The sequence below is a fragment of the Roseovarius confluentis genome (assembly GCF_002917925.1).
Taxonomy (GTDB): Bacteria; Pseudomonadota; Alphaproteobacteria; order Rhodobacterales; family Rhodobacteraceae; genus Roseovarius; species Roseovarius confluentis.
Window position 1 is genome coordinate 16,329 of the sequence record NZ_PPFE01000005.1, and the last position, 24,082, is coordinate 40,410.

Here is a 24,082-nt window from a genome sequence, read left to right on the forward strand (position 1 = left end):
TCGTCGCAGTTCAGAACCGGTCCAGAAGCCGCCGCAGGTAATCAAGCTCGACCTCGGGTCGCGCCGTATCGCCCGACCGGCGACGGATCTCGTCCAATAGCTCTCCGGCACGGCGATACACGTCTTCTCGTGCGGTGAACTCGCCCTGGTCCCCGGCCAGCCCGCGCTGTGACCGGCCAAGCGGATCCTGCTCGCCGAACTGGCCCGGTGTCTGGCTTTGCGCCTGGCCTTGGCCCGGCTGGGACTGGCTGTTCTCGGCCATTGCCTCGCCCAGGCTGCGCATCCCGTCGCGCAGGGCGTCCATCGCCTCGGCCTGCCGGTCGATCGCCTCGGGAAGGTCGTCGCCCCGCAGCGCCTCCTCTGCACCTTCCATGGCGCGTCCGGCCCGGTCCAGCGCCTCGCGGGCATCTTCCCCGGCTTCACCGCCGACATTGGGCAGACCCTGCCGCTGGCGTTCCAACTCGCGCCGCAGCGCCTCCTGCCGGTCCGACAGGGCGCCGGCGCCGTTGCCCTGCTGCCCTTCGGCGGACTGGTTGCCTTGGCCCTGACCGGGTTGCTGACCCTGTTGCTGGCCTTGGCCTTGCCCTTGCTGCTGACCCTGACCCTGCTGTTGGCCCTGTCCTTGTTGCGAGTGCTGCTGGCCCTGCCCCTGGCCGCCGTTGCGGCCCTCGTTGCCCTGCGACTCCCCGGCCTGCGCGCCGGGATTGAACTGTTCCTGCAAATCCCGGAACGCCTCGTCCGACAGGCCCTGCTGGTCACGCAGCGTTTCGGCCAGACCTTCCATCGCCTGCTGGCCGGGATTGTCACCGCCCTGCCCCTGCTGACCCTCGGTCACGCGCAGGTTCTCCATCATCTGCTGGAACTCTTCCAGTGCCTGCTGCGCCTCGGCAAACCGGCCCTGCTCCATCAGTTCCTGGATACGGTCCATCATGTCCTGCAGATCCTGGTCGGTCAGGGCCTGCATGTTCTCGGACTGGCCGCGGTCAGGTTCGTCCGTCTGATCGCCCTCGCGCTGTGCCATCTGCGATTTCTGGCGCAGGTAATCTTGCGTCGCGTCGCGCAACTCCTGCATCAGCCGCGCGATCTCTTCTTCGCTGGCGCCGTTACGCATGGCCTCGCTCAGCCGTTCCTGCGCGGCGCGCATCCGCTCCAGCGCGTCGCCGATATCGCCATCCTCCAGCAGCACGGCCAGATCCCACAGCGCCTGCGCCAGTTCGTCCTGCGTCTCGTCGGTCAGGCTGTCATGGTCGATGAACGTCTCCAGCCGCCGCAGGATCACCCGCAGCTTCAGATAGGCCGTCTCGGATTTGAAAAGCCCCTCCTCGGGGTTGTGCGACACCGCCCGCAGCATCTGGCTGACACGTCTGGCGTTGGATTTCGCCCAGAGCAGATCCCGCCGCTGTTCGATCACCGACGCGGCCATCGGATCGAAGAACCGCCGCGCCGGCAGATCCATCACCAGCGGCGCGCTTTGCCCCGTCTGGTCGCGCTCGTCCCGAACGTTCAGCGTCAGGCGCACCGGCAGATGCGCCCACGGATGCTCTGACAGGTTCTCTATCAAGGTCTCGGTAAAGTCCGCGCGGTCCCCGGTGATCGGCAGCGGCAGGTCCAGCACGATCGGTTCGCGCGCATCGGGTTCGGCCGTCAGGCCATGGCGCCGGTCGACCTCGTCTAGCGCCAGTTCGAACGTCGCGGTGCCACCGGCCACGCCATGATCGTCGCTGGCCGCGAAAGGCTGGCTCATCTGCCCGTCGAACGTGACCTCCAGCCCTTCCGAGATCGACGCCTCGGGCGGCGCGTCGGGCAGTGCCGTGATCGTCCATTCCTCGCCGCCGGGCCCATCAATCCGCAACGTCCCGTCCTGTGCGATCTCGAAGCTCTGCTCGATGTCCGTGGCCGGCGGAATGTCCTCGGTCCGACCCGAGACCGTTTCGGTCATGCTCAGCGCGCCCACCTCGCCGTAAAAGCGCAGCGTGACCAAGCTGCCTTCGGGGGCGCTGAACGCCCCGTCCTGATCGTTCAGGTAAAGGCTCGGCAACTCGGTATAGGCCGGCGGCTCGATCCAGCCTTCCCAAGTCGGTCCGCTGGCCAGCGCCGCACCACTGCCGGGGGCCATCTGCGACACCGTACCGGCCCGCCAGACGGATCCGAACAAGACCGCCACGACCAGCGCCAACAGGGCGACATAGCGAAGCCCGAACGGGTCCCGGCGCGACAGTCTCAGGTCGGGTTCGACCGCTTTCGCACCGGCGGCGCGGGCTTCCATCCGTGCGATATGCGCCCGCCACAGGGCCTGCGACCCCGTGTCGCCGTTACCGATGGCCTGCCTGTCGGCAAGTGTCGCCAGCGGATGTCCCGGCAACACGCCGTCCATCCGTCGAATCGCCTCTTCGCGCGACGGCCAGTCGAACCGGCGCGCCCCGTGCACCGCGAAGCCCAGCGCGGCCAGCCCAGAAACGATGGCCAGCGTCCAGACGATTTCCACCGGCGCAAGGTCGTGCAGCCCAAGCATCAAGGCGGCGCACACCGCGATAACCACGCTCCAGAGCGGCCAGAAGGCCCGAACCAGACGCTCGGCAATCAGCCCGGCCCAAGTCAGCATCAAGGGCCGCTTCAGCCGCCTGATGACCTTGTTGAACGTGGTGTTGTCAGATTGTGCCATGCATCCCTGCGGTTGGATTGCGAACGCGCCCGTCGCGTCACAACCATGCAGGAATGGTATCGCGATTTATCATCTCGTCAAAGGTCGGCCGGGGCCTGATGACGGCAAATTGATGCTCATGCACCAGAACTTCCGGAACCAGCGGCCTTGTATTGTACTCGCTGCTCATGACCGCGCCATATGCGCCCGCGCTGCGGAACGCCACAAGGTCGCCCTCGCCCACATGCGGCATGACCCGTTCCTTGGCGAAGGTATCGCCCGATTCGCAGACCGGTCCGACGATGTCGTACTTGGCCGGCTCCGCGCCCGGCGCTGGCTCCTTCACCGGGACGATATCGTGGTAGGCGTCGTACATCGCGGGGCGGATCAGGTCGTTCATCGCCCCGTCGAGGATCAGGAAATCACGCCCTTCGCCCGATTTCACGTAAATCACCTTGCTGACAAGGATACCGGCATTGCCCGCCACCAGCCGCCCCGGCTCGATCTCGATCTCGCAGCCAAGGTGCCCGACCGTTTCGCGGATCATAGCCCCGTAATCCGTGGGCAGCGGCGGCGCCGCGTTCGACCGTTCATAGGGGATGCCAAGCCCACCGCCCATATCAAGGCGCGATATCTCGTGACCATCCGCCCGCAACACTTCGGTCAGCTCCGCAACCTTCTGATACGCCAGCCGGAACGGCTCCAGATCGGTCAGTTGGCTGCCAATATGCACGTCGATCCCGATCACCTTGAGCCCCGGCAACCGCGCGGCTTCGGCATAGACTTCCCGCGCGCGGGCAATCGGGATGCCGAACTTGTTCTCGCTCTTGCCGGTCGCGATCTTGGCATGGGTCTTCGCGTCCACGTCCGGGTTCACCCGAACAGTGATCGGCACCTCCACACCCAGCGACACGGCAACCTCCGACAGCGCGGCCATCTCCGGCTCGCTCTCGACATTGAACTGCCGCACGCCGCCTTCCAGCGCGATGCGCATTTCATCGCGAGTCTTGCCAACACCGGAAAACACGATCCGCTCGCCCGGCACCCCCGCCGCCTTGGCGCGCAGGTATTCGCCGGCTGAGACCACGTCCATCCCCGCGCCCAGCTGCGCCAGCGTCTTCAGGATCGCCTGGTTGCTCGCCGCCTTCATCGCGTAGCACACCAGATGCGGCATCCCGTCCAGCGCCTCGTCGAACAGCCGGAAATGCCGCGTCAGCGTCGCGGTCGAATAGCAATAGAACGGCGTGCCAACCTCGGCGGCAATCTCGGCCACCGGCACATCCTCGGCATGAAGCTCGCCGTCTCGGTAAAGAAAATGATCCATCGCCCGCTTTTTCTTGCTGAAAATACTCAATACTCGGCGGGTCTCACCCGCGCCGCATCCTCAGAAACAGATAAAGCGGCAAACCGCAACTCACCCCGATGCAGAACGTCGCGGGTATCGCGATCAGGCGCAGCCAGTCGCGCGCCTTTGCCGTTTCCCAGATCACCCAGAGGGTCAGTGCGACGGCAGCAATCGTCAGGTCCCAGACCAGCCCGCTGGTCGCGGCATTGGCATGCCACGCCTCCACCATGCCCATCAGGCTGTACCCGTTGGCGTTGAACCACGCCACGAACCACGCCATCGGGTGGATTGCCCCCCAGGTAGCCAAGGCCAGGAAAACGTACTTCAAAACACCGTGCCCACGTGGACCGACACGTTACCGCTGACGACCGACGTGCCCACACTGGCCCGCGATCCGTTTGTGCCCACGGTCAGCGACCCGTTCAGGTTTGGCCGCACCGGTGTGGGATCATTCCGCGCCACGGTATCGTCTGGCTCGGTGCCGGGCGGGATCGGCTCGCCATCCACGCCGCATGCTGCGACCAGAATCAGGCCCAGACATGCAATCACACGTTTCATCCCAGGATCTCCTTCCAGCGATCAACCTGCATGCGCACCTGCTCGGGCGCGGTCCCGCCATAGCTCATGCGCGAGGCGACCGAGTTGTGCACACCCAGCACATCATAAACCGTTTTGTCGATATCGCCATGCACGGAATGCATCTCCTCCAGGCTCAGCTCCGGCAGGTCGCATCCCTTGGCTTCCGCCTTGGCCACCAGCGCGCCGGTCACGTGATGCGCGTCGCGGAACGGCAGGCCCAGCACCCGCACCAGCCAGTCCGCAAGGTCCGTCGCGGTCGAGAACCCCGCACACGCCGCCGCCTCCAGCGCGTCGCGGTTGGCCGACATGTCGCGGACCATCCCCTCCATCGCGGCCAGCGCCAGCATCAGGTTGTCCGCGGCGTCAAAGACCTGCTCCTTGTCCTCCTGCATGTCCTTGGAATAGGCCAGCGGCAGGCCCTTCATCACCGTCATCAGCGCCACGTTCGCCCCGAAAATGCGCCCGATCTTGGCGCGGATCAGCTCGGCGGCATCGGGATTCTTCTTCTGCGGCATGATGCTCGACCCGGTCGAGAACCGGTCGCTCAGCGTCACGAAGCGAAACTGCGCCGAAGACCAGATCACCAGTTCCTCGGCCATCCGGCTCAGGTGCATGGCGCAAATGCTGGCCACGGACAGGAACTCCAGCGCGAAATCCCGGTCACTGACCGCGTCGAGGCTGTTGGCCGCCGGTCTATCAAACCCAAGCTCCTTCGCCGTCATGTCCCGATCGATGGGAAAGGACGTCCCGGCCAGGGCCGCCGCGCCCAGCGGGCATTCGTTCATCCTCGTGCGGGCATCGCGGACACGGGACAGATCCCGCCCGAACATCTCGACATAGGCCATCATGTGATGGCCCCACGTCACCGGCTGCGCTACCTGCAGATGCGTGAACCCCGGCATCACCCAATCCGCCCCGGCCTCGGCCTGAGCGAGGCACGCTTTCATCAGCGCCACCAATGCCGCATCGCAGGCATCGAGCTGATCGCGCACCCACAGCTTGAAATCCGTCGCCACCTGGTCATTCCGGCTGCGCCCCGTGTGCAGCCGCCCCGCCGGCTCGCCGATCACCTCCTTCAGCCGCGCCTCGACATTCATGTGAATGTCCTCCAGCGCCTTCGAGAACGGGAACTCCCCGCTTTCGATCTCTGACAACACCGTGAGCAGGCCTTCCCGCATCGCCTCGGCATCGCTATCACTGACGATACCTGCCGCGGCCAACATGGCCGCATGGGCGCGCGACCCGGCGATATCCTGCGCCGCGAGGCGCTTGTCGAAATCTATCGAGGCATTAATTGCCTCCATGATCGCATCGGGCCCTGCGGCGAACCGGCCGCCCCACATCTTGTTAGAGGTCTTGTCTGTCATGTCCCAACTCTTCGGAGGCGCTATGAATTCGCTGAAGTCCATCGTCCTTTATATGGCCCTCGCAGTCGGTGCAAACGGCGCAGCGGCCCAGACCGCGGATATTGCCGACCTGCGCGACGGCGACATGAAAAAGCTGGTGGTGCATTCCGAGGCCAAGGCGGTGCCTTCCGAGGCCTTCAAGTCCGAGGATGGCGGCGACCTGACCCTGTCGGACTACGAAGGCAAGATCACCCTGGTCAATTTCTGGGCCACGTGGTGCGCCCCCTGCCGCCACGAGATGCCGATGCTGTCGGACCTGCAAGACCAACTCGGCGGCAAGGATTTCGAGGTCGTCACCATCGCCTCGGGCCGCAACGCACCCGCCGCGATGGAAAAGTTCTTCGACGAGATCGGCGTCGACAACCTGCCGCTTCACGCCGACCCCAAGATGGGCGTCTCGCGCCAGATGGGCGTGCTGGGCCTGCCCGTCACGGTCATCCTCGACCGCGAGGGCCGCGAGATTGCCCGGCTTCAGGGCGATGCCGACTGGAGCTCGGACAGCGCCAAGTCGATTCTGCAGGCGCTGATCGACGCCGGCGCCTGACGCTCGCGCTTGCCCGGTGGCGTGAATCGCTCTAAACGCCCAAACATGCTCGACGATGCCGACGATATCCACCCGCTCTTTGCCGGCGCTCCGAAAACCACGGAGTTCCGCAAGCTGCGCAAACGCATCGTCCGCCAGGCGCGCGAGGCGACAGAGCAATACGGCATGATCGAGAAAGATGCTCGCTGGCTGGTTTGCCTGTCCGGCGGCAAGGACAGCTACACCCTGCTGGCCGTCCTGCACGAGTTGAAATGGCGCGGCCTTCTGCCCGTCGATATCCTCGCCTGCAACCTCGACCAGGGCCAGCCCGGCTTCCCGGCGACAGTCCTGCCCAAGTTCCTCGAAGACATGGGCGTGCCCCACCGGGTCGAGTACCAGGACACCTATTCCGTCGTCGTCGACAAGGTGCCGCAGGGCCGCACCTATTGCGCGCTCTGCTCGCGGCTGCGCCGTGGTCATCTCTACCGCATCGCGCGCGAAGAAGGCTGTTCCGCCGTGGTGCTGGGTCATCACCGCGACGACATCCTCGAGACGTTTTTCATGAATCTCTTTCACGGCGGGCGGCTGGCCACCATGCCGCCCAAGCTGGTGAACGAGGAAGGCGACCTTTTCGTCTACCGTCCGCTGGCCCATGTGGCCGAGGCCGATTGCGAGCGGTTCGCCCGCGCGATGGATTATCCCATCATTCCGTGCGATCTCTGCGGCTCGCAGGACGGGCTGCAACGCCAGCAGGTCAAACAGATCCTCGACGGCTGGGAGGCCAACAGCCCGGGCCGCCGCCAGGTCATGTTCCGGGCCCTGATGAACGCCCGGCCCTCACACTTGCTCGACCCTAAACTCTTCGATTTCGAGGGGTTAAGCCGGGACTCGCTAAAATTCGAAGGAAATGACGACGCGCTACCCAGGTTGCGTTAAGGGGCTATTGAACAACTCGGGTTAGCGTCCGCTTGATCGCTTTGGACCCCGAAACATGCCCCTGAACAAATATGTGTCCTCCCTTCGCTATTCCTTCATGACGGTGCTTTCGGGCCCACAGGCGCTGGCTTTCCTTCCCGCGCTGGTGCTGGGCGGGTTCTGGCTTGGTGGCGAACCGGTCTTGTTGGCGATTGCGCTGGCGGTGCCGCTCGGTCTTGCGTGGCTGCGTCACGCCGCGCCACCTGTCGCCGTAACGCGCCATGAAGGCGATTTCGAACACGCGCTTCAGGAAACGCTCGACGCTGCACGCAACTGCCTTCGACGCACGGGATGCGCGATCGTCGAAATCGACGACTACGAAACGCTTCTCGACCGGTACGGAACCGCGGCTGCCGATCGTATCTGCAAATGCGTGACCGACCGGCTCAAGACCGTACTGCGCGAACATGACGTCCTGCTTCCAATTTCCAACGGGCAGTTCGGCATCATTCTTGCCCCCGTTCGCCGACTCGACTCCGAAGCCGGGCTGAAACTGGCCACCCGCCTGCAAGCCGTCGCGGAGGAGCCGATCTCACTTGATGCCACCACGATCTATGTCTCAGCCTCGGTGGGCTTCTGCCTTGACAGCTTCATTCGCGGCGGCACCGGGCGCGACCTGTCCGATGCTGCCGGTACCGCGCTGGTCGAGGCGCGCCGCCACGCCCCATCGGCCATTCGCGCCTACAGCCCCGAGTTGCGCCGGGTCTCGCCCCTGCCCGAGGGCACCGCAACAGAGGTTTTGACCGCACTGACTGATGGGCAGATAAACGCCTGGTTCCAGCCGCAGGTTTCCACCGATACCGGCGGCATTTCCGGGTTCGAGGCGCTGGCGCGGTGGGAACATCCCGTTCGCGGCCTGATTCCGCCCACAGAGTTTCTTCCGCTCCTGCAGAAAATGGGCAAAACAGACATTCTTGGCACGAAAATCCTGCGGGACGCGCTTTCAGCGCTCAAATCCTGGGACGATGCGGGATTCGACGTACCTCAGGTCGGTGTGAATTTCTCTGCCGGCGAACTGCGCGACCCGAAACTGGTCGACCGCCTCGCGTGGGAGCTTGACCGCTACGATATCGCGCCGACGCGATTGACGGTCGAGATTCTTGAATCCGTTGTCGCCTATTCCCCCGAGGATACGATCGTGCGCAATATCAGACGCATGGCCGAGATGGGCTGTCACATCGACCTCGACGATTTTGGCACCGGGCACGCCTCGATCTCGTCGATCCGTCGGTTCGCTGTGCACAGGTTGAAAATCGACCGCTCGTTCGTCAAGAAACTCGATCACGACGTCGAGCAGCAGCGCATGGTCAACGCAATCCAGCTCATGGCAGAACAGCTTGACCTCGAGACCGTTGCCGAAGGCGTGGAAACCGCGGGCGAACACGCGATGCTTGCCCAACTTGGGGTCGGCCATGTTCAGGGCTTCGGCATCGCCCGCCCCATGCCGGCTGTCCGAACAATCCAGTGGATCGGCGATCACCTTGCGCGGGTCCAGACGCCGCCACGCATCGGCCGTAGCGCCGGCTAGGCCACCCATCGCATCACTGGGCGCAATCGCATCCGTGACGCCCAGGCCCGCAACAAACCTGTCAACGGGCTTCGTTGCAAGCTGCGACACAGTTTTTCACATCACCACGAATCTGCTCTGCCCCCTTGACCTTTGCTGCTGCACTCTGTTGAACGCCCCAAACGAATGAAACTTGCACGGGTGGCCATCCACGATGGACGAACAGAACCGCAATCTCCTGCTGGCAACGGGCCTCAGCCTGTTGGTGATCCTTATCTGGTTCCTGCTTTTCCCGCCGCCCGAGCCGGAAGAGACGCCGGGGGCGACCACCACCAGCACGTCCACCACGGAAACCGGCACCACCCCGTCCGAGCGTGCGGGCGACACGGCCATTGTGCCAAGTACGGCCGACGACACCGCCGCGACACCCGAGGCGCAACAGGCCGAAGCAGAGACCGACGACACGCCGCGCATCGAGATCGACACGCCCACCCTGCAAGGAACCGTCTCGCTGCGTGGAGGGCGGATCGACGATCTGCAACTCAAGAACTACCGCGAAACGCTCGAACCGGATGCGCCGATCGTCACGCTCCTGTCGCCCGTCGGCACCGACCGCGCCTATTATGCGCTCTTCGGCTGGGCGCCGGGCAGCGGTCTGACGCCCGACCAGGTCCCCGGTGCCAACACCGTCTGGGACGTCGAGTCCGATGGTCCGCTGACCCCCGAAAACCCGCTGGTCCTGGCCTGGGACAACGGCGCTGGCCTGACCTTCCGCCGCGAAATGTCCGTCGATGACCGCTCGATGTTCAACGTCACCCAATCGGTGCGGAACACCGGCGACAACGCCGCCTCCGTCGCGCCTTACGGCATCCTCGCCCGCCACGGTTTGCCGCCGGACCTCAAGAACTTCTTCATCCTTCACGAAGGCGGCATCAGCCTGACTGACGGCGAGCTGCGCGAGATCGACTATGACGATTTCGAAGCTGCGGGCGCGCATGAGAATATCGCCCTGCAAGAGGCCGGCTGGTCCGGCTTCACCGATCACTACTGGATGACCGCGCTGATCCCCGGCCAGGCCGAAGGTTCGACCTTCTCGACCTTCCAGGACACCAACCGCAACATCTACCAGACCAACATCAAGCAGCGCACCGAGACCGTCGCGCCCGGGCAGGAAGTGACCATCCAGACCCGCCTCTTCGCCGGCGCCAAGGAATGGGAAACCATCCGGCACTACCAGAACGACGAAGGCGTGACCAAGTTCATCGATTCGATCGACTGGGGCTGGTTCTTCTTCCTGACCAAGCCAATCTTCTGGCTGCTGCACAACCTCAACGAACTCATCGGCAACATGGGCTGGGCGATCATCGCGCTGACCCTCATCATCAAGGCGGTCCTGCTGCCTCTGGCCTACAAGTCCTACGTCTCCATGGCCAAGATGAAGGAACTCCAGCCGCAGATGGAGAAGATCAAGGAAAATGCGGGCGACGACCGCCAGAAGCTCCAGAAAGAGATGATGGAGCTCTACAAGAAGGAAAAGGTCAACCCGGCCTCGGGCTGTCTGCCCATCCTGATGCAGATCCCGATCTTCTTCTCGCTCTACAAGGTGATCTTCGTAACGCTGGAGCTGCGCCACGCTCCCTGGATCGGCTGGATCGACGACCTCTCGGCACCCGACCCATCGTCGCTCTATAACCTCTGGGGCATCCTGCCCTGGGCCGCGCCCGAACCGGGCTCGATCCTGGCGTTGATCTTCATCGGCATCCTGCCGCTCTGCCTCGGCGTGTCCATGTGGTTGCAACAGAAACTGAACCCGGCGCCGACCGACCCGACGCAACAGATGATCTTCGCGTGGATGCCATGGGTCTTCATGTTCATGCTGGGCAGCTTCGCCAGCGGCCTCGTGGTCTACTGGATCGCCAACAACGTGATCACCTTCAGCCAGCAATACCTGATCATGCGCAGCCAGGGCTACAAGCCGGATGTCTTCGGCAACATCAAGTCCAGCTTCAAGAAAAAGGCCAAGACCCCGCCGCCGGAGGACAAGTGATGGCAACCGTGGCCGCGCTCTGGCGTCACCCGATCAAGGGGCACGGCCGCGAAGCGCTGGACACGGTCACCCTGACCGAGGGCCAGACCATGCCATGGGACCGCCGTTGGGCCGTCGCGCACGAGATGTCCAAGGCCGACGGGACCGAATGGGTGCCCTGCGCCAATTTCTCGCGCGGGGCCAAGACCGGCACGCTCATGGCCATCTCGGCCAAGGTGGACGAAGCTGATGGCAGCGTCACGCTCACCCATCCCGATCGGCCCGATCTGACTTTCGATCCCGAACGGGAGCAGGATGCCTTCCTCGACTGGGTTCGCCCGCTCATGCCCGCCGACCGCGCGCAATCGGCCCGGCTCGTGCATGTGCCCGGGCGCGGCATGACCGACACCGACTACGCGTCGATCAGCCTGATCAACCTTGCCTCCAACGACGCCATGACCGAGGCGATGGCGCAGGACATCTCGCCCCTGCGCTGGCGCGGCAACATCCACCTTACCGGGCTCGACCCATGGGCCGAGTTCGACTGGGTCGGCCAGACCCTGCGCATCGGCGACGCCGAACTGAGCGTGCAGGAACCGATCAAGCGCTGCCTTGCCACCACCGCCAATCCGCAGACCGGCGAACGTGACGCGGACACGCTCGGCACGCTGAACACCCGCTTCGGCCACCAGGATTTCGGCGTCTACGCCACCGTCATGCGCTCGGGCACGATCCGCGTCGGCGACACCGTGGAACCGATCTGATGGCGCTCCCCTTCCCCCTGGCTGAGGCGCCCAGCGAGGCCGCTCTGGAATCCGGCCGAAAGCTCTTTGCCGGCGAGGTTACTTTCGTCAAGGGCGTGGTCGCCATGTCCGGCCTGCCCGACGCCGACCGTCCCGAGGTCTGCTTCGCCGGGCGCTCCAACGTCGGAAAATCCAGCCTGATCAACGCGCTGACCGGCCGCAAGGCGCTGGCCCGGGCCTCCAACACCCCGGGCCGCACGCAGGAAATCAACTATTTCGACCTCGGCGGCCAGACATTCCTCGTGGACCTGCCCGGCTACGGCTATGCCAACGCACCTCTGCCGAAGGTCGAGAAATGGCAGGCGCTGCTGAAACAGTACCTCTCGGGCCGCGTCACCCTGCGCCGCGCCTTCGTGCTGATCGACGCCCGCCACGGGATCAAACCCGTAGACGAAGAGATCATGGCCCTGCTCGACAGCTCCGCCGTGACCTTTCAATGCGTGCTCACCAAGGCCGACAAGGTCAAGGCTGCCGAGCGCGACAAGGTGCTGGCACAGGTCCGCACCCGCCTTGCCACCCATGCCGCCGCCTTCCCCGAGATCGTCCTGACCTCTTCGGAAAAGGGCGACGGCATCGCCACCCTGCGCGCCATCATCGCCACGCTGGAATAGCCCGGGATCACCTCCGGCTTTTTCTTGCCGGAAATACTCATGCACGAACGCGACCACAGGCGCCCCGATCCTTCAGCGGGGTAGGCCCGCCACCAGGCTTCCCTCCCCCGAGGGGAGGGTCAGGGTGGGGGTCACCTAAAGTCTTGCGCGTCAGCGCCCGTCCGGTGATAACGCCCCCGAACAAGGATCACGCCCATGAAGACTCGAGACATGACCCGCGACAACCTCACAACCGCCCGCACCCTCAGCGAGGCCCTGCCCTATCTTCAGCGCTACGACGACGCCATCGTGGTGATCAAGCTGGGCGGCCACGCCATGGGCAGCAACGAGGCGATGGCAACCTTCGCCCGCGACGTCGTGCTGATGCGGCAGGTCGGCGTGAACCCGGTGATCGTTCATGGCGGCGGCCCGATGATCAACCAGATGTTGGAAAAGCTGAACATCAAGTCCGATTTCGTGAATGGCAAGCGGGTGACGGACGAGGCCACGATGGAAGTGGTCGAGATGGTCCTCTCGGGCCGCGTCAACAAGCGCATCGTGCAGGCGATCAACGCTCAGGGCGGCAAGGCCGTGGGCCTGTCGGGCAAGGATGCGGGCCTTATCACCTGCGTGCCCACCGACCCCAAGCTCGGCTTCGTCGGCACGCCCGACAAGGTCGATCCGTCCATCCTGCACACGCTCTTTCAGGATGACGCGATCCCCGTCATCGCTCCCTTGGGCGCGGGCCGCCAGGGCGAGACCTTCAACATCAACGGCGACACCGCCGCCGGTGCCATTGCGGCGGCGCTTCAGGCCGACCGCCTGCTGCTGCTTACGGATGTGGACGGCGTGCGCGACGGCGAGGGCAACATCCTCACCGAATTGACCGCATCGCAGATCAAGTCTCTGACCGATCGGGGCGTCATCTCGGGCGGCATGATCCCCAAGACGGAAACCGCGCTCGATGCACTCTCGTACGGCGTGCGCGGCGTGGTCATCCTTGATGGGCGGCTGGACAATGCCGTGCTGCTGGAGCTTTACACCGAACACGGCTCCGGCTCGCTGATCCGCGCGGGTTGAGCGCCGTCAAAAGCGTCACCGCCTTGTGACCCTTCGTCTCTTTGCGGACACATGCGGATGCAATAAATATACCGCATGGAAAACGAGTTGCTGATCCGCCTGTCCGTCTTCATCGGGCTTTTCGCGGTCCTGGCCCTGGTCGAGGCCAAGGCCCCGCGCCGCGTGCGCACGCAACCGCGCAATACGCGCTGGATCACCAACTGGGCCATCGTCCTCCTCGACACGCTGACCCTGCGCGCCCTCGCGCTCGCCCTGCCGCTGCTGGCCGTCGGCGCCGCCGTGGATGCCGAGGCCAACGGCTGGGGCCTGATGAACGCCGTCGACATTCCCGGCTGGATCGCCGTGGTGCTGACCGTGCTGATCTTCGACCTTGCCATCTGGGCGCAGCACCTCGTCACTCACAAGATCCCGCTCCTGTGGCGCATCCACCGCGTCCACCATGCCGACCGCGACATCGACGTGACCACCGCGATCCGGTTTCACCCGGTGGAAATCGCGCTGTCGATGCTGCTCAAGATCGGGCTCGTCTACCTGCTCGGCCCGCCCGCGCTCGGAATCATCCTGTTCGAGATCATCCTGAACGGCACCGCCATGTTCAACCACGCCAATATCAAGCTGCCTCTGGGGCTGGACGCCGCCCTGCGCAAGGTCCTGGTGACGCCGGACATGCACCGCGTGCACCATTCCGACCAGCGCAGCGAACACGACAGCAACTACGGTTTCGCCCTGTCGATCTGGGATCGCATGTTCGGCACATACATCGACCAGCCCGGAAAGGGCCATGACGACATGACCATCGGCCTTGAGTGGCAGGATGATCGGCCCTCGCGCCTTGGATGGTCTCTCGGGCTGCCATTCTTCCGCAAATGACGACACTCGACGACATCGCACAGGCCGCGGCCCCGCACCATCTGGCCACCTTCGGCGTGGTGACAGGGGCGGAGACGCCCGACGGCATCGGCACGCTCGTTCTGCTCGGACCGCAGGAGCCCGGCTTCTGGCCGGCCTTCACCGCGTCGCCGGAATATGCCGACACCGCGCCCGACGCGATGGACCGCTGGTCGTCGCGCGTGATCGGCGGCCTCGCCCGGGCTCTGGACGGCACCGCCTTCTTCCCTTTCGGCGGCCCGCCCTACCAGCCGTTCGTAAGCTGGGCCAAGGCCAGCGGTCGGGCGCATTCCTCGCCGGTCGGCCTGCTGGTGCACGATGCCGCCGGTCTGATGATCTCGTATCGCGGCGCGCTTGGCTTCGGTCACATCATCGACGCACCGGCCCCGCCGCCCAATCCCTGCGACAGCTGCGCCACCCGGCCCTGCCTCACCGCCTGCCCCGTCGATGCCTTCGCCACCGGCACCTATGAGATCGACGCCTGCAAGGCAGACTTGGACAGGCCGGAAAATGATTGTATGTCAAAGGGATGTGCAGTGCGCCGGGCCTGCCCGGTCAGCCAGTCCTACGGGCGGCTGGAAGACCAGTCCGCCTTTCACATGAGGGCCTTCAAATGAGACGTCTCGTCCTGATGCGTCACGCCAAATCCAGCTGGGGCGATCCTACGCTCGACGACCATGACCGCACGCTCAACAAGCGCGGCAAACGCTCGGCCGACACCCTGGGCGACTGGTTGCGGGCGCAAACCATCGTGGTGGACGAAGCGCTTGTGTCGTCGTCGGTCCGCACCGTCGAGACAATGCAGCGGCTCAAGGTCGACTGCGACCGTCAGGTGCTCGATCGGCTCTACCTTGCCGGCCCGGCGGAGATGCTGAAGGTTCTGAAGGGCGCCACGGGCCAGACCGTCCTGATGCTGGCGCACAATCCCGGCATCGCGTCTTTCGCACACCAGATCATGGCCGAGCATCCCGACCATCCGCGCTTCGAAGACTATCCCACCGGGGCCACGCTGGTCGCGCGGTTCGACATCGACGACTGGGGCGCGTTCACGCCCGGCACCGGACGGCTGGAAGCCTTCGTGATCCCGCGCGAACTGGTTGAGTGACCGGGGCCGGGCCACATCCCCTTTTCATCGGGTCCGAGATCTACCGCGGCTCCAGCTATGGCGCGCGCCACCCGCTGAGCATCCCGCGCGTGCCCACGGTCATGGACCTGTGCCACGCGATGGGCTGGCTGCCCCGCGACCGGTTCCGCGTCAGCCCGCGCGCCAAGCCCGCGGCGCTGACGGGCTTTCACACGCCCGCCTACATCACCGCTCTGCAACAGGCCGAGGCAGCGCACAGGGTGGACGAGGCGACGCGCGCGCGCCACCAGATCGGCACGCTGTCAAACCCGATCTTCCCCGAGATCTACCGCCGTCCCGCCACTGCCGCCGGCGGGTCGCTTCTGGCGGCGGACTTGCTGGCACAGGGCGGCATCGTCTACAACCCGGGCGGCGGCACGCATCACGGCATGGCCGACCATGCGGCAGGCTTCTGCTATCTCAACGACCCCGTGCTGGCGATCAAGGCGTTCCTCGCACAGGGCCTCACGCGCATCGCTTACGTCGATATCGACGCGCATCACTGCGACGGCGTCGCGGCGGCGTTTCACGGCGACCCGCACGTGCTGATGATCTCTACCCACGAAGAGGCCCGCTGGCCCTTTACCGGCGCGCTCGACGACCGGGCCGGCAGCCATGCGATCAACCTGCCCCTGCCGCGCGGTACGCATGACGACGATTTCGCGCTGCTGCGCGACGAAGTCCTCCTGCCCGCCGTGCAGGACTGGCGCCCGGAGGTCATCGTCCTGCAATGCGGGGCGGACGCGGTGTTGGAAGATCCGCTTGCCCGTCTGGCCCTGTCGAACAACGCTCATTGGCAGGTCGTCACGGCCCTGAAACAGATGGCCCCGCGCCTGCTGGTCCTTGGCGGGGGCGGATACAACCCGTGGACCGTCGGCCGGCTCTGGTCCGGCGTCTGGGCCACGCTCAACGGCTTCGAGATTCCCGACCGCCTGCCGGAACGGGCGCGGTCGGTCCTCGCGGCCCTCAGCTGGACCCGCCAGCGCGGCGACCGGCCGGATCACCTCGTGGAAACGCTCCGCGACACGCCCCGCCATGGCCCCGTGCAGAACGAAATTCGCCGCCGGGTGCAGCTGCTGCAGGCCCGGCGGCGCGTTTGGGTGTAAGGCCCTGAAGGCCCCCGATCAGTGCCCGAGAATCTGGCTGAGGAACAGCTTCGTCCGGTCGCTTTTCGGGTTGTTGAAGAACTCCTCGGGTTCGTTCTGTTCCACGATCTGGCCCTGGTCCATGAAAATCACCCGGTTCGCCACCTGCCGGGCAAAGCCCATCTCGTGAGTTACGCACAGCATCGTCATGCCTTCCTCGGCAAGGCTGACCATCGTGTCCAGAACTTCCTTGATCATCTCGGGGTCCAGCGCCGACGTGGGCTCGTCAAAGAGCATGATCCGTGGCTTCATGCACAGCGACCGCGCGATGGCCACCCGCTGCTGCTGACCGCCCGACAGTTGCCCGGGATACTTGTCGGCCTGTTCGGGGATCTTCACCTTCTCAAGGAAATGCATCGCCGTTTCCTCGGCCTGCCGCTTGGGGATCTTACGCACCCAGATCGGCGCCAGCGTGCAATTTTCCAGGATCGTCAGGTGCGGGAACAGGTTGAAGTGCTGGAACACCATCCCGACCTCGGACCGGATCTTGTCGATGTTCTTGATGTCCGAGGACAGCACCGTCCCGTCCACCTCGATCCGGCCCTTCTGGTGCTCTTCCAGCGCGTTGATGCACCGGATCAGCGTCGACTTGCCCGACCCGGACGGGCCCGCGATGACGATGCGCTCGCCCCGGTGGACCGACAGGTCGATATCACGCAGCACGTGAAACGTGCCGTACCACTTGTTCATGTTCTCGATCCGGATCGCGATTTCGTCCGAGACCTGCATTTGAGCGGTTTCCGCCATGGATAACCCTCCCCTTACCTGTGATCAGTGTTGAGCTCGCGCTCAAGCCACTGCGAATATTGAGACACGCCATAACAGACGACGAAGAACAGAAGCGCGGCAAACCCGAACAGCTCCCAGTAGACCCCGTTCCAGTCGGTCGAGGCCAGGATCGGACCCCGGATCATGCCGACAAGATCGAACATCGAGATGACCGAGACCAGCGTGGTGTCCTTGAACAGACCCACCGCCACGTTCACGATGCCCGGGATCGAGATCTTCAGCGCCTGCGGCAGGATGATCAGCCGCATCGCCTGGGCATAGTCCAGCCCAAGGCTGTCGCCCGCCTCGTACTGCCCGCGCGGCAGGGCGGCGAGGCCGCCCCGGATCACCTCGGCGATATAGGCCGAGGCGAAGGCCGTGATCATGATGATCACCCGGATGATCAGGTCGAATGTCGTGCCCGGCGGCAGGAAATAGGCCAGCACCACGTTCGCCACGAACAACAGCGTGATCAGCGGCACGCCCCGGATGAACTCGATGAAGACCACGCAGATCCACTTGATGATCGGCATGTCTGATTGCCGCCCCAGCGCCAGCGCGATGCCGATCGGGATCGACAGCGAAACGCAGACCGTGCCGAGGATCATGTTGAGCATGAAGCCCCCCATGTCGCGCGATTGCACCTGCTCCAGCCGCAGCACCTCGATCTTGCCGATGCTGCCGGCCAGGATGATCGCGACGATAAGCACCCCGAGGCCACCCAGCGCCGCGACGCCGAAGCCCCTCTTTTCCAGCGCCTTGAACGCAACATAGGCCGCGACGAACCCAAGCAGCAGCAACAGCGGCGGTACAATGGACCCGCCCCAGATCAGCCAGAATGCCAGGAACGGGTAAACGCCGGTGAACAGCAGCAACTGCCGTGGCAGGTACTTGAAGAACATCACCGGTGCCGCCGCCACGAACAGCAGCAGGAAGGCCAGCGCCGGGCGCCAGTATTCCGTGCTGGGATACTTGAACCCGAACAAAAGCTGGTTCCACCGGTCACTCAGCACCGCGAAACAGCCCCCGGTCGCACCTTCCAGGATCTCGCGGCATTCCCGGATCGACGTTGCATTCCAGATCCCGTTCAGGATCCAGGGCAGCGTTGCGGCCAGCAGGAAGTAGATCACCACGATTGCCGCCACGGTCAGAACCGAGTTGGGGATCGTCGCGAACAGGTTCTGCTTCATCCACTTGGTGACGCCGGTTTCCGCCGCCGGAGGTGGAGTTTCCGGTAGCATGGTGTCGCGGACATAAGCGACGGATTCTGCATGTGTGTCAGACATCTCAGCGCTCCTTCAGCCGCACGGCGTTGTTGTAGACGTTCATCACCGCCGAGATCCCGAGCGAGATCAGCAGGTAGAACAGCATCAAGAGCAACACGCATTCGATGGCGCGGCCCGTCTGGTTCAGCGTGATGCCCCCCAGCGTGGCGGTGATGTCGGCATAGCCCACGGCAATCGCCAGCGAAGAGTTCTTGGTTATGTTCAGGTACTGCGAGATCAGCGGCGGGATGATCACCCGCAACGCCTGCGGCAGGATCACGAGGTTCATGATCCGGCGCGGACGCAAGCCCAGGCTTGCCGCCGCCTCGGTCTGGCCCTTGCTGACGGCCAGGATGCCGGCGCGGACGTTCTCGGCGATGAAGGCGCCGGTATAGATCGACAGCGCGAACCACAGCGCGATCAGCGGTGCGCCGATCTGCAGCCCTCCGGAGAAATTGAATCCGCCCAGTTCGGGATAGTCAAGCGAGATCGGCTGACCCATGATGAAGAACATAAGGATCGACGGCACGAACAGGATCGCCAGCGACGGCCACCCCATCGGCAACAGCTTACCGGTATCGAACAATAATTTCTTGGCATAGGCGCGATAGGCGAACACCCCGACAATCGACAGGATGAACGTCACCACGACCACCATCGACCCCGGCCCCCAGATCGGCATCGGCACGTATACGCCCCGGTTGGTAAAGGCGATCGACCCCAGGATCATCGACGCATCCGCATCCTCGCCCCGGAAGGCCCGTGGCGCTGGCAAGACGGCCGTCATGATCGTGAAGATGATGATGATCCAGATCAGCACCGGCACGTTGCGGAACGCCTCGACGTAGCCGGCCATCAGCTTGCGCACCAGCCAGTTGTTCGACAGGCGCAGCACGCCAGCGATCACGCCGAAAATAGTCGCCGTGGCACAGGCCAGGAACGCCACCAGAAGCGTGTTCAAGATGCCCACGATGGCGGCGGTCAGGTGCGAGCTTCGGCTGGTGTACTCCACCAGCGTCTGGTTGATGTCATAGCCCGCCGGCTCGCCCAGGAATTCGTAGGAAATGTTCAGACCCGCGGCGCGCAGGTTGAGCACAAGGTTATAGCCCAGGTAGGCGATGATCGAGATCAGCACGATCAGGGCGATGAACTGGAATGTGTAGGAACGATAGCGCGTATCGTTCAACAGCATAGACGGTCGAAACGACTCCTGTGGAGGGTCGGTCAATGTTGTCATCTGGAGTGTCCCCGTTGGCGGCCCGGATTATTGTGTGCGCTTGTGCGCGGGTGGGCCTGTCCTTGGTTTAGATGCGCGAAGGGCGCGGAGTGATCCGCGCCCTTCGACTTTGTCTCTTAGCGGAACGGCGGCGAGTAGAGCAGGCCACCATCGGTCCACTGCGCGTTCAGGCCGCGCGCCAGACCGATCGGCGTGGTCTCACCGATGTTCTTCTCAAAGAGCTCACCGTAGTTGCCGCCAGCCGAGATGGCCTTCACGGCCCAGTCGGCCTCGAGGCCCAGCATCTCGCCAAGGTTGCCCTCGGTGCCGAGCAGGCGGTTGATCTCCGGGCTGTCACCGGCGGCCGAGGCCATGTCGGCGATATTGGCGCTCGTGACACCCAGCTCTTCGGCTGCGATCAGCGCGTTGAGGGTCCAGCGAACCACGTCACCCCACTCGTTGTCACCGTGACGGACCAGCGGGCCCAGCGGTTCTTTCGAGACGATCTCGGGCAGCAGGACGTGCGCCGACGGATCTTCGAATGCGGCGCGCGTTGCGGCCAGGCCCGAGGCGTCGGTGGTGTAGACGTCACATGCGCCAGCCAGATACTGCTGCTGCGCTTCGGCGTTGGTTTCGATCGGAACCGGCTCGTAGTTCATGCTGTTCTTGCGGAAATAATCCGCCAGGTTCAGCTCGGTCGTGGTGCCAGTCTGGATGCAGACGGTCGCGCCGTCCAGATCCTTGGCCGACGAAACGCCCAGTTCCTTGGGAACCATGAAGCCCTGACCGTCGTAATAGTTGACGCCGACAAATTCGAACTTCAGGTCGACATCGCGCGAAAAGGTCCAGGTGGTGTTCCGTGCCAGCATGTCGATCTCGCCCGAGGCCAGCGCGGTGAAACGCGTCTTGCCGGTGGTGGGCACGAATTCGACGGCTTGCGGATCACCCAGCACGGCGGCGGCGACAGCACGGCAAACGCCGACGTCAAAGCCATCCCAGTTCCCGTTGGAATCCGGGGCGGCAAAGCCGACCAGCCCGGTGGTCACGCCACAGTTCAGCGTGCCGCGTGCCTTGACGTCGTCAAGCGTCGCGGCTGCAGCTGCGCCAGCCGTAAGGCCGGCCACTGTCAGCGCGCCTAGAAATACGGATTTTTTCATGTTTACCTCTTCCTGATGTATCCGCCCGATCTAGGGCGGTTTGGTCGGTCCAACAGGACCGGAGCGATACTGTGAAAGGGGGTCCCCCCACGTCAGTGTGCATAAGTGTGAGTGGATTCATTCCTGAACGTCAAGACCCGTGTCACGAAAAACGATGGTATCAGGCCGATGTTTCCGTTTGGGAAACCATCGTCCAAGACCCGGTCTAGCCGCGTTGCGCCAGATCGTGGAAGCGCTTGGCATGCAGGAATTCGGCGCGTTTGACGGCCTCGACCGCGCGGGCCTCCTCGTCAATGCCCCATTGTTCTTCCTGCCAGCGCTCGTCGAGGCGCGAAATCTCCCACAGGTCCTCTACCGGTCGGGCGTCCTGAAGCGCGGCAAGCCCGATCACCAGAGAGCCCGACAAGCCCACGAGATCGTGAAAGGCAGTGAGGGCAAAATTGTCCATCGCGTGCACATGTGCTGAAAAAAGCGCCAGTGACCGGGCATCCTGCGGACGGTGCATCACGCCCGCCACCGGCACCAGCCGCGCCCCGTACCGCGTTTCCGCCCAGTCCAGCAGCGGGTCCCACACCTCGGCCTGGCGCCGCACAAGGCTGTCGGGGCTGTCGGCGCGATAGCACAGAAGGTCCGTATCGCCGTAACCGGCCAGCATCTCCGCCACTTCGGCATGCTGGTGCCGCACCTTGTCGATGGCCGCATTGGCCGACCGTGTCACCGGCATCGTGCCCGGTTGGATCAGGTCCTCCTGCGCGTCCCACTCCACCGCGATCGCCTCGGCCAGTGGGCGCGTCGGCACGATCATCGCCGCCTTGGCCGGCGTCTTGACCGCCCGGCCATCCAGCCGGATGCCGAACCCGCCCGCTTCCTCCACGACGGTAGCCTCTTTCCAGAACCGCTTGGCCTTCCACTCGCTCATGCTGCGGCCTCCCATATTTGCTGCAACAGGGGCGGCAGGTCCTCGAAACGTTCGATCACGTGCCGCGCCGCGCCCAGCGACTCGCGCGGGTGATAGCCCCAGCCGACGCCAATGCCCGCGACGCCCGCCGCCGCGGCCATCTCCATGTCGAAACTGGTGTCGCCGATCATAACCGCCTGGTGCGGCTCCAGCCCGGTCTCGGACAGGGCCGCGCGAATCATCGACGGATGCGGTTTTGACGGGTGGTGGTCGCTGACCTGCTGGGTGATGAACATCCGCTCGAGCCCATGCCCTTCCAGCAACTTGTCCAACCCCCGGCGCGACTTGCCCGTCGCCACGCCCAGCAGCGTCTCGGGTTGCGCGTTAAGCGCCTCCAGCACCTCCCGCGCCCCGGGATAAAGCGGCGAGGATTGCGCTGCACCGATCTCGGCCCGCAAGGCAACATAAGCGTCCTTGTACCATTCCACCATGCGATCCTGCATCCCGGCCTCCAGGTCCGGCGCCAGCAACGCGATGGCCCGGTCCAGCGACAGCCCGACAATCGACAGGATCGCCTCGCGCGTCGGTGCCTCTCGCTCGGCCCTCGCAAAGGCATGGCTCATCGCCGCGACTATATCCGCCTGGCTGTCGACCAGCGTGCCGTCCACGTCGAAGATCACCAGCCGCAGCGCGCTCATCGCAGCGCCTCGAACGGGTCCTCGGCGGCCAGGTCCGGCGTCCAGCCCAGCGTCTCGAACGTATTTGCCATGTGCTCTGGCAGCTCCGCGTCGATTACCACCGGCTTTTTCGTCACCGGATGCTCGAACGCCATGGTCCGCGCATGCAGGTGCAGCTTGTTCGAAATGATCCCGCCCAGCTTTGCCCCCCAGCCGTCGCCAAGGTTCTCCTGGCTCGAGCCGCCATATTTGCCATCGCCCACGATGGGGTGGCCGATCTCGGCCATATGCGCCCGCAACTGATGCGTGCGCCCTGTGATGGGCTCCATCGCCACCCACGCGGCCCGGCTGGCCACCCGGTAGAGCGTCGCGTATTGCGTGATCGCCCGCTTGGCGCCCTTGGTGTGGTCCACCTCGCCGGGATGGATGCAGACCATCTTCTCGCCCTCGCCGCGCGATCCATGCCCCCCGGCCTTGACCAGCCCGTATTTGACCTCGCCCAAATACGGCGTCGGCACACCGGCCACCACGGCCCAGTAGATCTTGCGCGTCTCGCGGTGCCGGATCGCCTGGGTCATCGCCGCTGCCATCGCCCGCGTGCGCGCCAGGATCAGGACACCGGATGTATCCTTGTCCAGCCGGTGCACCAGCCGCGGCGCTTCATCCATTCCGAACCGCAGCGCATCGGCCAGCCCGTCCACGTGCCGGGTCAGCTTGCTGCCCCCCTGCACCGGCAGGCCCGGCGGCTTGTTCAGCGCGATGATATGATCGTCGCGATAGATCACCGCGTCCCGCATCATTTTCGCGTCGGCGTCCGAAACCTTGGACTTCTGTTTCTCCACCGGCACGCTTTCCACCTCGCCCGGCTCCGGCAGGGGCGGCACGCGCACCTGCTGGCCCTCTTTCAGACGCGTGTTTGCCTTCACCCGCCCGCCATCGACGCGCAGCTCGCCCTTGCGGCACATCTTCTCGATCCGGCCTTGCGCCACATGCGGAAATCGCCGCCGCAGCCAACGATCCAGCCGCTGGTCGCCCTCGCCGGCCTCCACCGTCAATGTCTGCACACCGCTCATGCCCAGATCCCCCGCGCCAGCCAGACGCCCAGTGCCAGTCCGAGGATCGACAGCGCCACCGACAGGATCACGTAAAGTGCCGCCGTCCCCACCGCGCCGCGCTCGTAAAGTGTGAACGCCTCCAGCGAAAAGGCCGAGAAGGTCGTGAACCCGCCCAGCACGCCCGCCATCAGGAACGGGTTCAAATGCGTGATGTCCTTGTGGAACGTGTAGACCACCACCATCCCCATCAGGAACGACCCCAAGACGTTTACCGGCAGCACGCCCAACGGGAACCCGCCAGCGACGTGACGCGCCACCGCCTGCCCCACACCGAAGCGCAGCATCGAGCCCATGGCGCCGCCAAGGCCCACCTGAAGAAAGGTCATCCACATGGCCGCGTCTGTCGCCTCTGCCC

At 64.6% G+C, this 24,082-nt stretch carries 24 protein-coding genes; 11 read left to right on the forward strand and 13 right to left on the reverse strand.

The window, feature by feature from the left end; genetic code table 11:
* Positions 1 to 10 precede the first annotated feature (10 nt).
* Genes C2I35_RS12930 through argH form a run of 5 tightly spaced genes read right to left on the reverse strand, consistent with a single transcriptional unit; the run spans position 11 to position 5,932 of the window.
* Positions 11 to 2,662 (reverse strand): TIGR02302 family protein, encoded by a 2,652-nt coding sequence (locus C2I35_RS12930; RefSeq protein WP_103763486.1) that lies wholly within the window; start codon positions 2,660 to 2,662, stop codon positions 11 to 13.
* Positions 2,663 to 2,699: 37 nt separating this feature from the next.
* Complete coding sequence (lysA, locus tag C2I35_RS12935; RefSeq protein ID WP_103763487.1) at positions 2,700 to 3,965, reverse strand: diaminopimelate decarboxylase; 1,266 nt, start codon at positions 3,963 to 3,965, stop codon at positions 2,700 to 2,702.
* A 43-nt stretch (positions 3,966 to 4,008) separates the two neighbouring features.
* A complete protein-coding gene (locus tag C2I35_RS12940) occupies positions 4,009 to 4,314 on the reverse strand; it encodes a DUF2834 domain-containing protein (RefSeq protein WP_103763488.1) in 306 nt (101 codons plus the stop codon).
* Positions 4,311 to 4,544: a hypothetical protein gene (locus C2I35_RS12945; RefSeq protein ID WP_103763489.1), complete on the reverse strand. Its 234-nt coding sequence runs from the start codon at positions 4,542 to 4,544 to the stop codon at positions 4,311 to 4,313. The genes C2I35_RS12940 and C2I35_RS12945 overlap by 4 nt, the downstream gene beginning before the upstream one ends.
* Entirely contained in the window at positions 4,541 to 5,932 is a 1,392-nt protein-coding gene (gene argH / locus C2I35_RS12950; protein WP_103763490.1) for an argininosuccinate lyase, read from the reverse strand. The genes C2I35_RS12945 and argH overlap by 4 nt, the downstream gene beginning before the upstream one ends.
* A gap of 22 nt (positions 5,933 to 5,954) precedes the next feature.
* Between argH and C2I35_RS12955 the strand changes: the two genes are divergently transcribed.
* The 11 genes from C2I35_RS12955 (at position 5,955) to C2I35_RS13005 (ending at position 16,592) form a co-directional block, all read left to right on the forward strand.
* Positions 5,955 to 6,515, forward strand: coding sequence for a TlpA family protein disulfide reductase (locus C2I35_RS12955; protein ID WP_103763491.1), 561 nt, complete (start codon positions 5,955 to 5,957; stop codon positions 6,513 to 6,515).
* A gap of 45 nt (positions 6,516 to 6,560) precedes the next feature.
* Positions 6,561 to 7,430 carry a tRNA 2-thiocytidine(32) synthetase TtcA gene (gene ttcA, locus C2I35_RS12960; protein ID WP_103763492.1) on the forward strand — a complete coding sequence of 290 codons (870 nt, stop codon included), beginning with the start codon at positions 6,561 to 6,563 and terminating at the stop codon, positions 7,428 to 7,430.
* A 55-nt stretch (positions 7,431 to 7,485) separates the two neighbouring features.
* Positions 7,486 to 8,997, forward strand: a complete 1,512-nt coding sequence (locus C2I35_RS12965; RefSeq protein WP_103763493.1) for a putative bifunctional diguanylate cyclase/phosphodiesterase — start codon at positions 7,486 to 7,488, stop codon at positions 8,995 to 8,997.
* Between the two features lie 193 nt (positions 8,998 to 9,190).
* Complete coding sequence (gene yidC / locus C2I35_RS12970; protein ID WP_103763494.1) at positions 9,191 to 11,023, forward strand: membrane protein insertase YidC; 1,833 nt, start codon at positions 9,191 to 9,193, stop codon at positions 11,021 to 11,023.
* The gene (locus C2I35_RS12975; protein ID WP_103763495.1) at positions 11,023 to 11,766 is read left to right on the forward strand and encodes an MOSC domain-containing protein; all 744 of its coding nucleotides are present in this window, start codon (positions 11,023 to 11,025) and stop codon (positions 11,764 to 11,766) included. Before yidC ends, C2I35_RS12975 begins: the two co-directional genes overlap by 1 nt.
* Positions 11,766 to 12,416 (forward strand): ribosome biogenesis GTP-binding protein YihA/YsxC, encoded by a 651-nt coding sequence (gene yihA, locus C2I35_RS12980; RefSeq protein ID WP_103763496.1) that lies wholly within the window; start codon positions 11,766 to 11,768, stop codon positions 12,414 to 12,416. The genes C2I35_RS12975 and yihA overlap by 1 nt, the downstream gene beginning before the upstream one ends.
* Positions 12,417 to 12,611: 195 nt before the next feature.
* Entirely contained in the window at positions 12,612 to 13,475 is an 864-nt protein-coding gene (gene argB, locus C2I35_RS12985; RefSeq protein ID WP_103763497.1) for an acetylglutamate kinase, read from the forward strand.
* Positions 13,476 to 13,550: 75 nt separating this feature from the next.
* Positions 13,551 to 14,345, forward strand: coding sequence for a sterol desaturase family protein (locus C2I35_RS12990; protein ID WP_103763498.1), 795 nt, complete (start codon positions 13,551 to 13,553; stop codon positions 14,343 to 14,345).
* Positions 14,342 to 14,980, forward strand: coding sequence for a ferredoxin (locus tag C2I35_RS12995; RefSeq protein WP_103763499.1), 639 nt, complete (start codon positions 14,342 to 14,344; stop codon positions 14,978 to 14,980). Before C2I35_RS12990 ends, C2I35_RS12995 begins: the two co-directional genes overlap by 4 nt.
* Positions 14,977 to 15,468: a SixA phosphatase family protein gene (locus C2I35_RS13000; RefSeq protein ID WP_103763500.1), complete on the forward strand. Its 492-nt coding sequence runs from the start codon at positions 14,977 to 14,979 to the stop codon at positions 15,466 to 15,468. Before C2I35_RS12995 ends, C2I35_RS13000 begins: the two co-directional genes overlap by 4 nt.
* Positions 15,465 to 16,592, forward strand: a complete 1,128-nt coding sequence (locus tag C2I35_RS13005) for an acetoin utilization protein AcuC (RefSeq protein WP_245890489.1) — start codon at positions 15,465 to 15,467, stop codon at positions 16,590 to 16,592. Before C2I35_RS13000 ends, C2I35_RS13005 begins: the two co-directional genes overlap by 4 nt.
* 18 nt (positions 16,593 to 16,610) lie before the next feature.
* Here the strand turns inward: C2I35_RS13005 and C2I35_RS13010 are convergent, their stop codons facing one another.
* The 8 genes from C2I35_RS13010 to crcB all read right to left on the reverse strand — a co-directional run bounded on the left by C2I35_RS13010 (position 16,611) and on the right by crcB (position 24,059).
* On the reverse strand, positions 16,611 to 17,378 hold the full coding sequence (locus tag C2I35_RS13010) for an amino acid ABC transporter ATP-binding protein (RefSeq protein ID WP_103763501.1): 768 nt from the start codon (positions 17,376 to 17,378) through the stop codon (positions 16,611 to 16,613).
* 14 nt (positions 17,379 to 17,392) lie between these two features.
* Complete coding sequence (locus C2I35_RS13015; protein WP_103763502.1) at positions 17,393 to 18,685, reverse strand: amino acid ABC transporter permease; 1,293 nt, start codon at positions 18,683 to 18,685, stop codon at positions 17,393 to 17,395.
* 1 nt (position 18,686) lies between these two features.
* Positions 18,687 to 19,901, reverse strand: a complete 1,215-nt coding sequence (locus C2I35_RS13020) for an amino acid ABC transporter permease (RefSeq protein WP_103763503.1) — start codon at positions 19,899 to 19,901, stop codon at positions 18,687 to 18,689.
* Positions 19,902 to 20,017: 116 nt separating this feature from the next.
* Complete coding sequence (locus tag C2I35_RS13025; RefSeq protein ID WP_103763504.1) at positions 20,018 to 21,037, reverse strand: amino acid ABC transporter substrate-binding protein; 1,020 nt, start codon at positions 21,035 to 21,037, stop codon at positions 20,018 to 20,020.
* Between the two features lie 205 nt (positions 21,038 to 21,242).
* Positions 21,243 to 21,956, reverse strand: coding sequence for an ATP12 family chaperone protein (locus C2I35_RS13030; RefSeq protein WP_103763505.1), 714 nt, complete (start codon positions 21,954 to 21,956; stop codon positions 21,243 to 21,245).
* Entirely contained in the window at positions 21,953 to 22,633 is a 681-nt protein-coding gene (locus C2I35_RS13035) for an HAD-IA family hydrolase (RefSeq protein ID WP_103763506.1), read from the reverse strand. Before C2I35_RS13035 ends, C2I35_RS13030 begins: the two co-directional genes overlap by 4 nt.
* Complete coding sequence (locus C2I35_RS13040) at positions 22,630 to 23,685, reverse strand: RluA family pseudouridine synthase (RefSeq protein ID WP_103763507.1); 1,056 nt, start codon at positions 23,683 to 23,685, stop codon at positions 22,630 to 22,632. The genes C2I35_RS13035 and C2I35_RS13040 overlap by 4 nt, the downstream gene beginning before the upstream one ends.
* The gene (gene crcB, locus C2I35_RS13045; protein WP_103763508.1) at positions 23,682 to 24,059 is read right to left on the reverse strand and encodes a fluoride efflux transporter CrcB; all 378 of its coding nucleotides are present in this window, start codon (positions 24,057 to 24,059) and stop codon (positions 23,682 to 23,684) included. The genes C2I35_RS13040 and crcB overlap by 4 nt, the downstream gene beginning before the upstream one ends.
* Positions 24,060 to 24,082: the final 23 nt, after the last annotated feature.

Coding starts and splice junctions, on each gene's coding strand:
- C2I35_RS13015 (WP_103763502.1), bottom strand. CDS start 18,685: ATGTCTGACACACATGCAGAATCCGTCGCTTATGTCCGCGACACCATG.
- C2I35_RS13025 (WP_103763504.1), bottom strand. CDS start 21,037: ATGAAAAAATCCGTATTTCTAGGCGCGCTGACAGTGGCCGGCCTTACG.
- C2I35_RS12995 (WP_103763499.1), top strand. CDS start 14,342: ATGACGACACTCGACGACATCGCACAGGCCGCGGCCCCGCACCATCTG.
- C2I35_RS12975 (WP_103763495.1), top strand. CDS start 11,023: ATGGCAACCGTGGCCGCGCTCTGGCGTCACCCGATCAAGGGGCACGGC.
- argH (WP_103763490.1), bottom strand. CDS start 5,932: ATGACAGACAAGACCTCTAACAAGATGTGGGGCGGCCGGTTCGCCGCA.
- C2I35_RS12955 (WP_103763491.1), top strand. CDS start 5,955: ATGAATTCGCTGAAGTCCATCGTCCTTTATATGGCCCTCGCAGTCGGT.
- C2I35_RS12945 (WP_103763489.1), bottom strand. CDS start 4,544: ATGAAACGTGTGATTGCATGTCTGGGCCTGATTCTGGTCGCAGCATGC.
- C2I35_RS13035 (WP_103763506.1), bottom strand. CDS start 22,633: ATGAGCGCGCTGCGGCTGGTGATCTTCGACGTGGACGGCACGCTGGTC.
- C2I35_RS13020 (WP_103763503.1), bottom strand. CDS start 19,901: ATGACAACATTGACCGACCCTCCACAGGAGTCGTTTCGACCGTCTATG.
- C2I35_RS12930 (WP_103763486.1), bottom strand. CDS start 2,662: ATGGCACAATCTGACAACACCACGTTCAACAAGGTCATCAGGCGGCTG.
- lysA (WP_103763487.1), bottom strand. CDS start 3,965: ATGGATCATTTTCTTTACCGAGACGGCGAGCTTCATGCCGAGGATGTG.
- C2I35_RS13000 (WP_103763500.1), top strand. CDS start 14,977: ATGAGACGTCTCGTCCTGATGCGTCACGCCAAATCCAGCTGGGGCGAT.
- C2I35_RS13010 (WP_103763501.1), bottom strand. CDS start 17,378: ATGGCGGAAACCGCTCAAATGCAGGTCTCGGACGAAATCGCGATCCGG.
- yidC (WP_103763494.1), top strand. CDS start 9,191: ATGGACGAACAGAACCGCAATCTCCTGCTGGCAACGGGCCTCAGCCTG.
- C2I35_RS12990 (WP_103763498.1), top strand. CDS start 13,551: ATGGAAAACGAGTTGCTGATCCGCCTGTCCGTCTTCATCGGGCTTTTC.
- C2I35_RS13030 (WP_103763505.1), bottom strand. CDS start 21,956: ATGAGCGAGTGGAAGGCCAAGCGGTTCTGGAAAGAGGCTACCGTCGTG.
- C2I35_RS13040 (WP_103763507.1), bottom strand. CDS start 23,685: ATGAGCGGTGTGCAGACATTGACGGTGGAGGCCGGCGAGGGCGACCAG.
- ttcA (WP_103763492.1), top strand. CDS start 6,561: ATGCTCGACGATGCCGACGATATCCACCCGCTCTTTGCCGGCGCTCCG.
- yihA (WP_103763496.1), top strand. CDS start 11,766: ATGGCGCTCCCCTTCCCCCTGGCTGAGGCGCCCAGCGAGGCCGCTCTG.
- argB (WP_103763497.1), top strand. CDS start 12,612: ATGAAGACTCGAGACATGACCCGCGACAACCTCACAACCGCCCGCACC.
- C2I35_RS12965 (WP_103763493.1), top strand. CDS start 7,486: ATGCCCCTGAACAAATATGTGTCCTCCCTTCGCTATTCCTTCATGACG.
- crcB (WP_103763508.1), bottom strand. CDS start 24,059: ATGTGGATGACCTTTCTTCAGGTGGGCCTTGGCGGCGCCATGGGCTCG.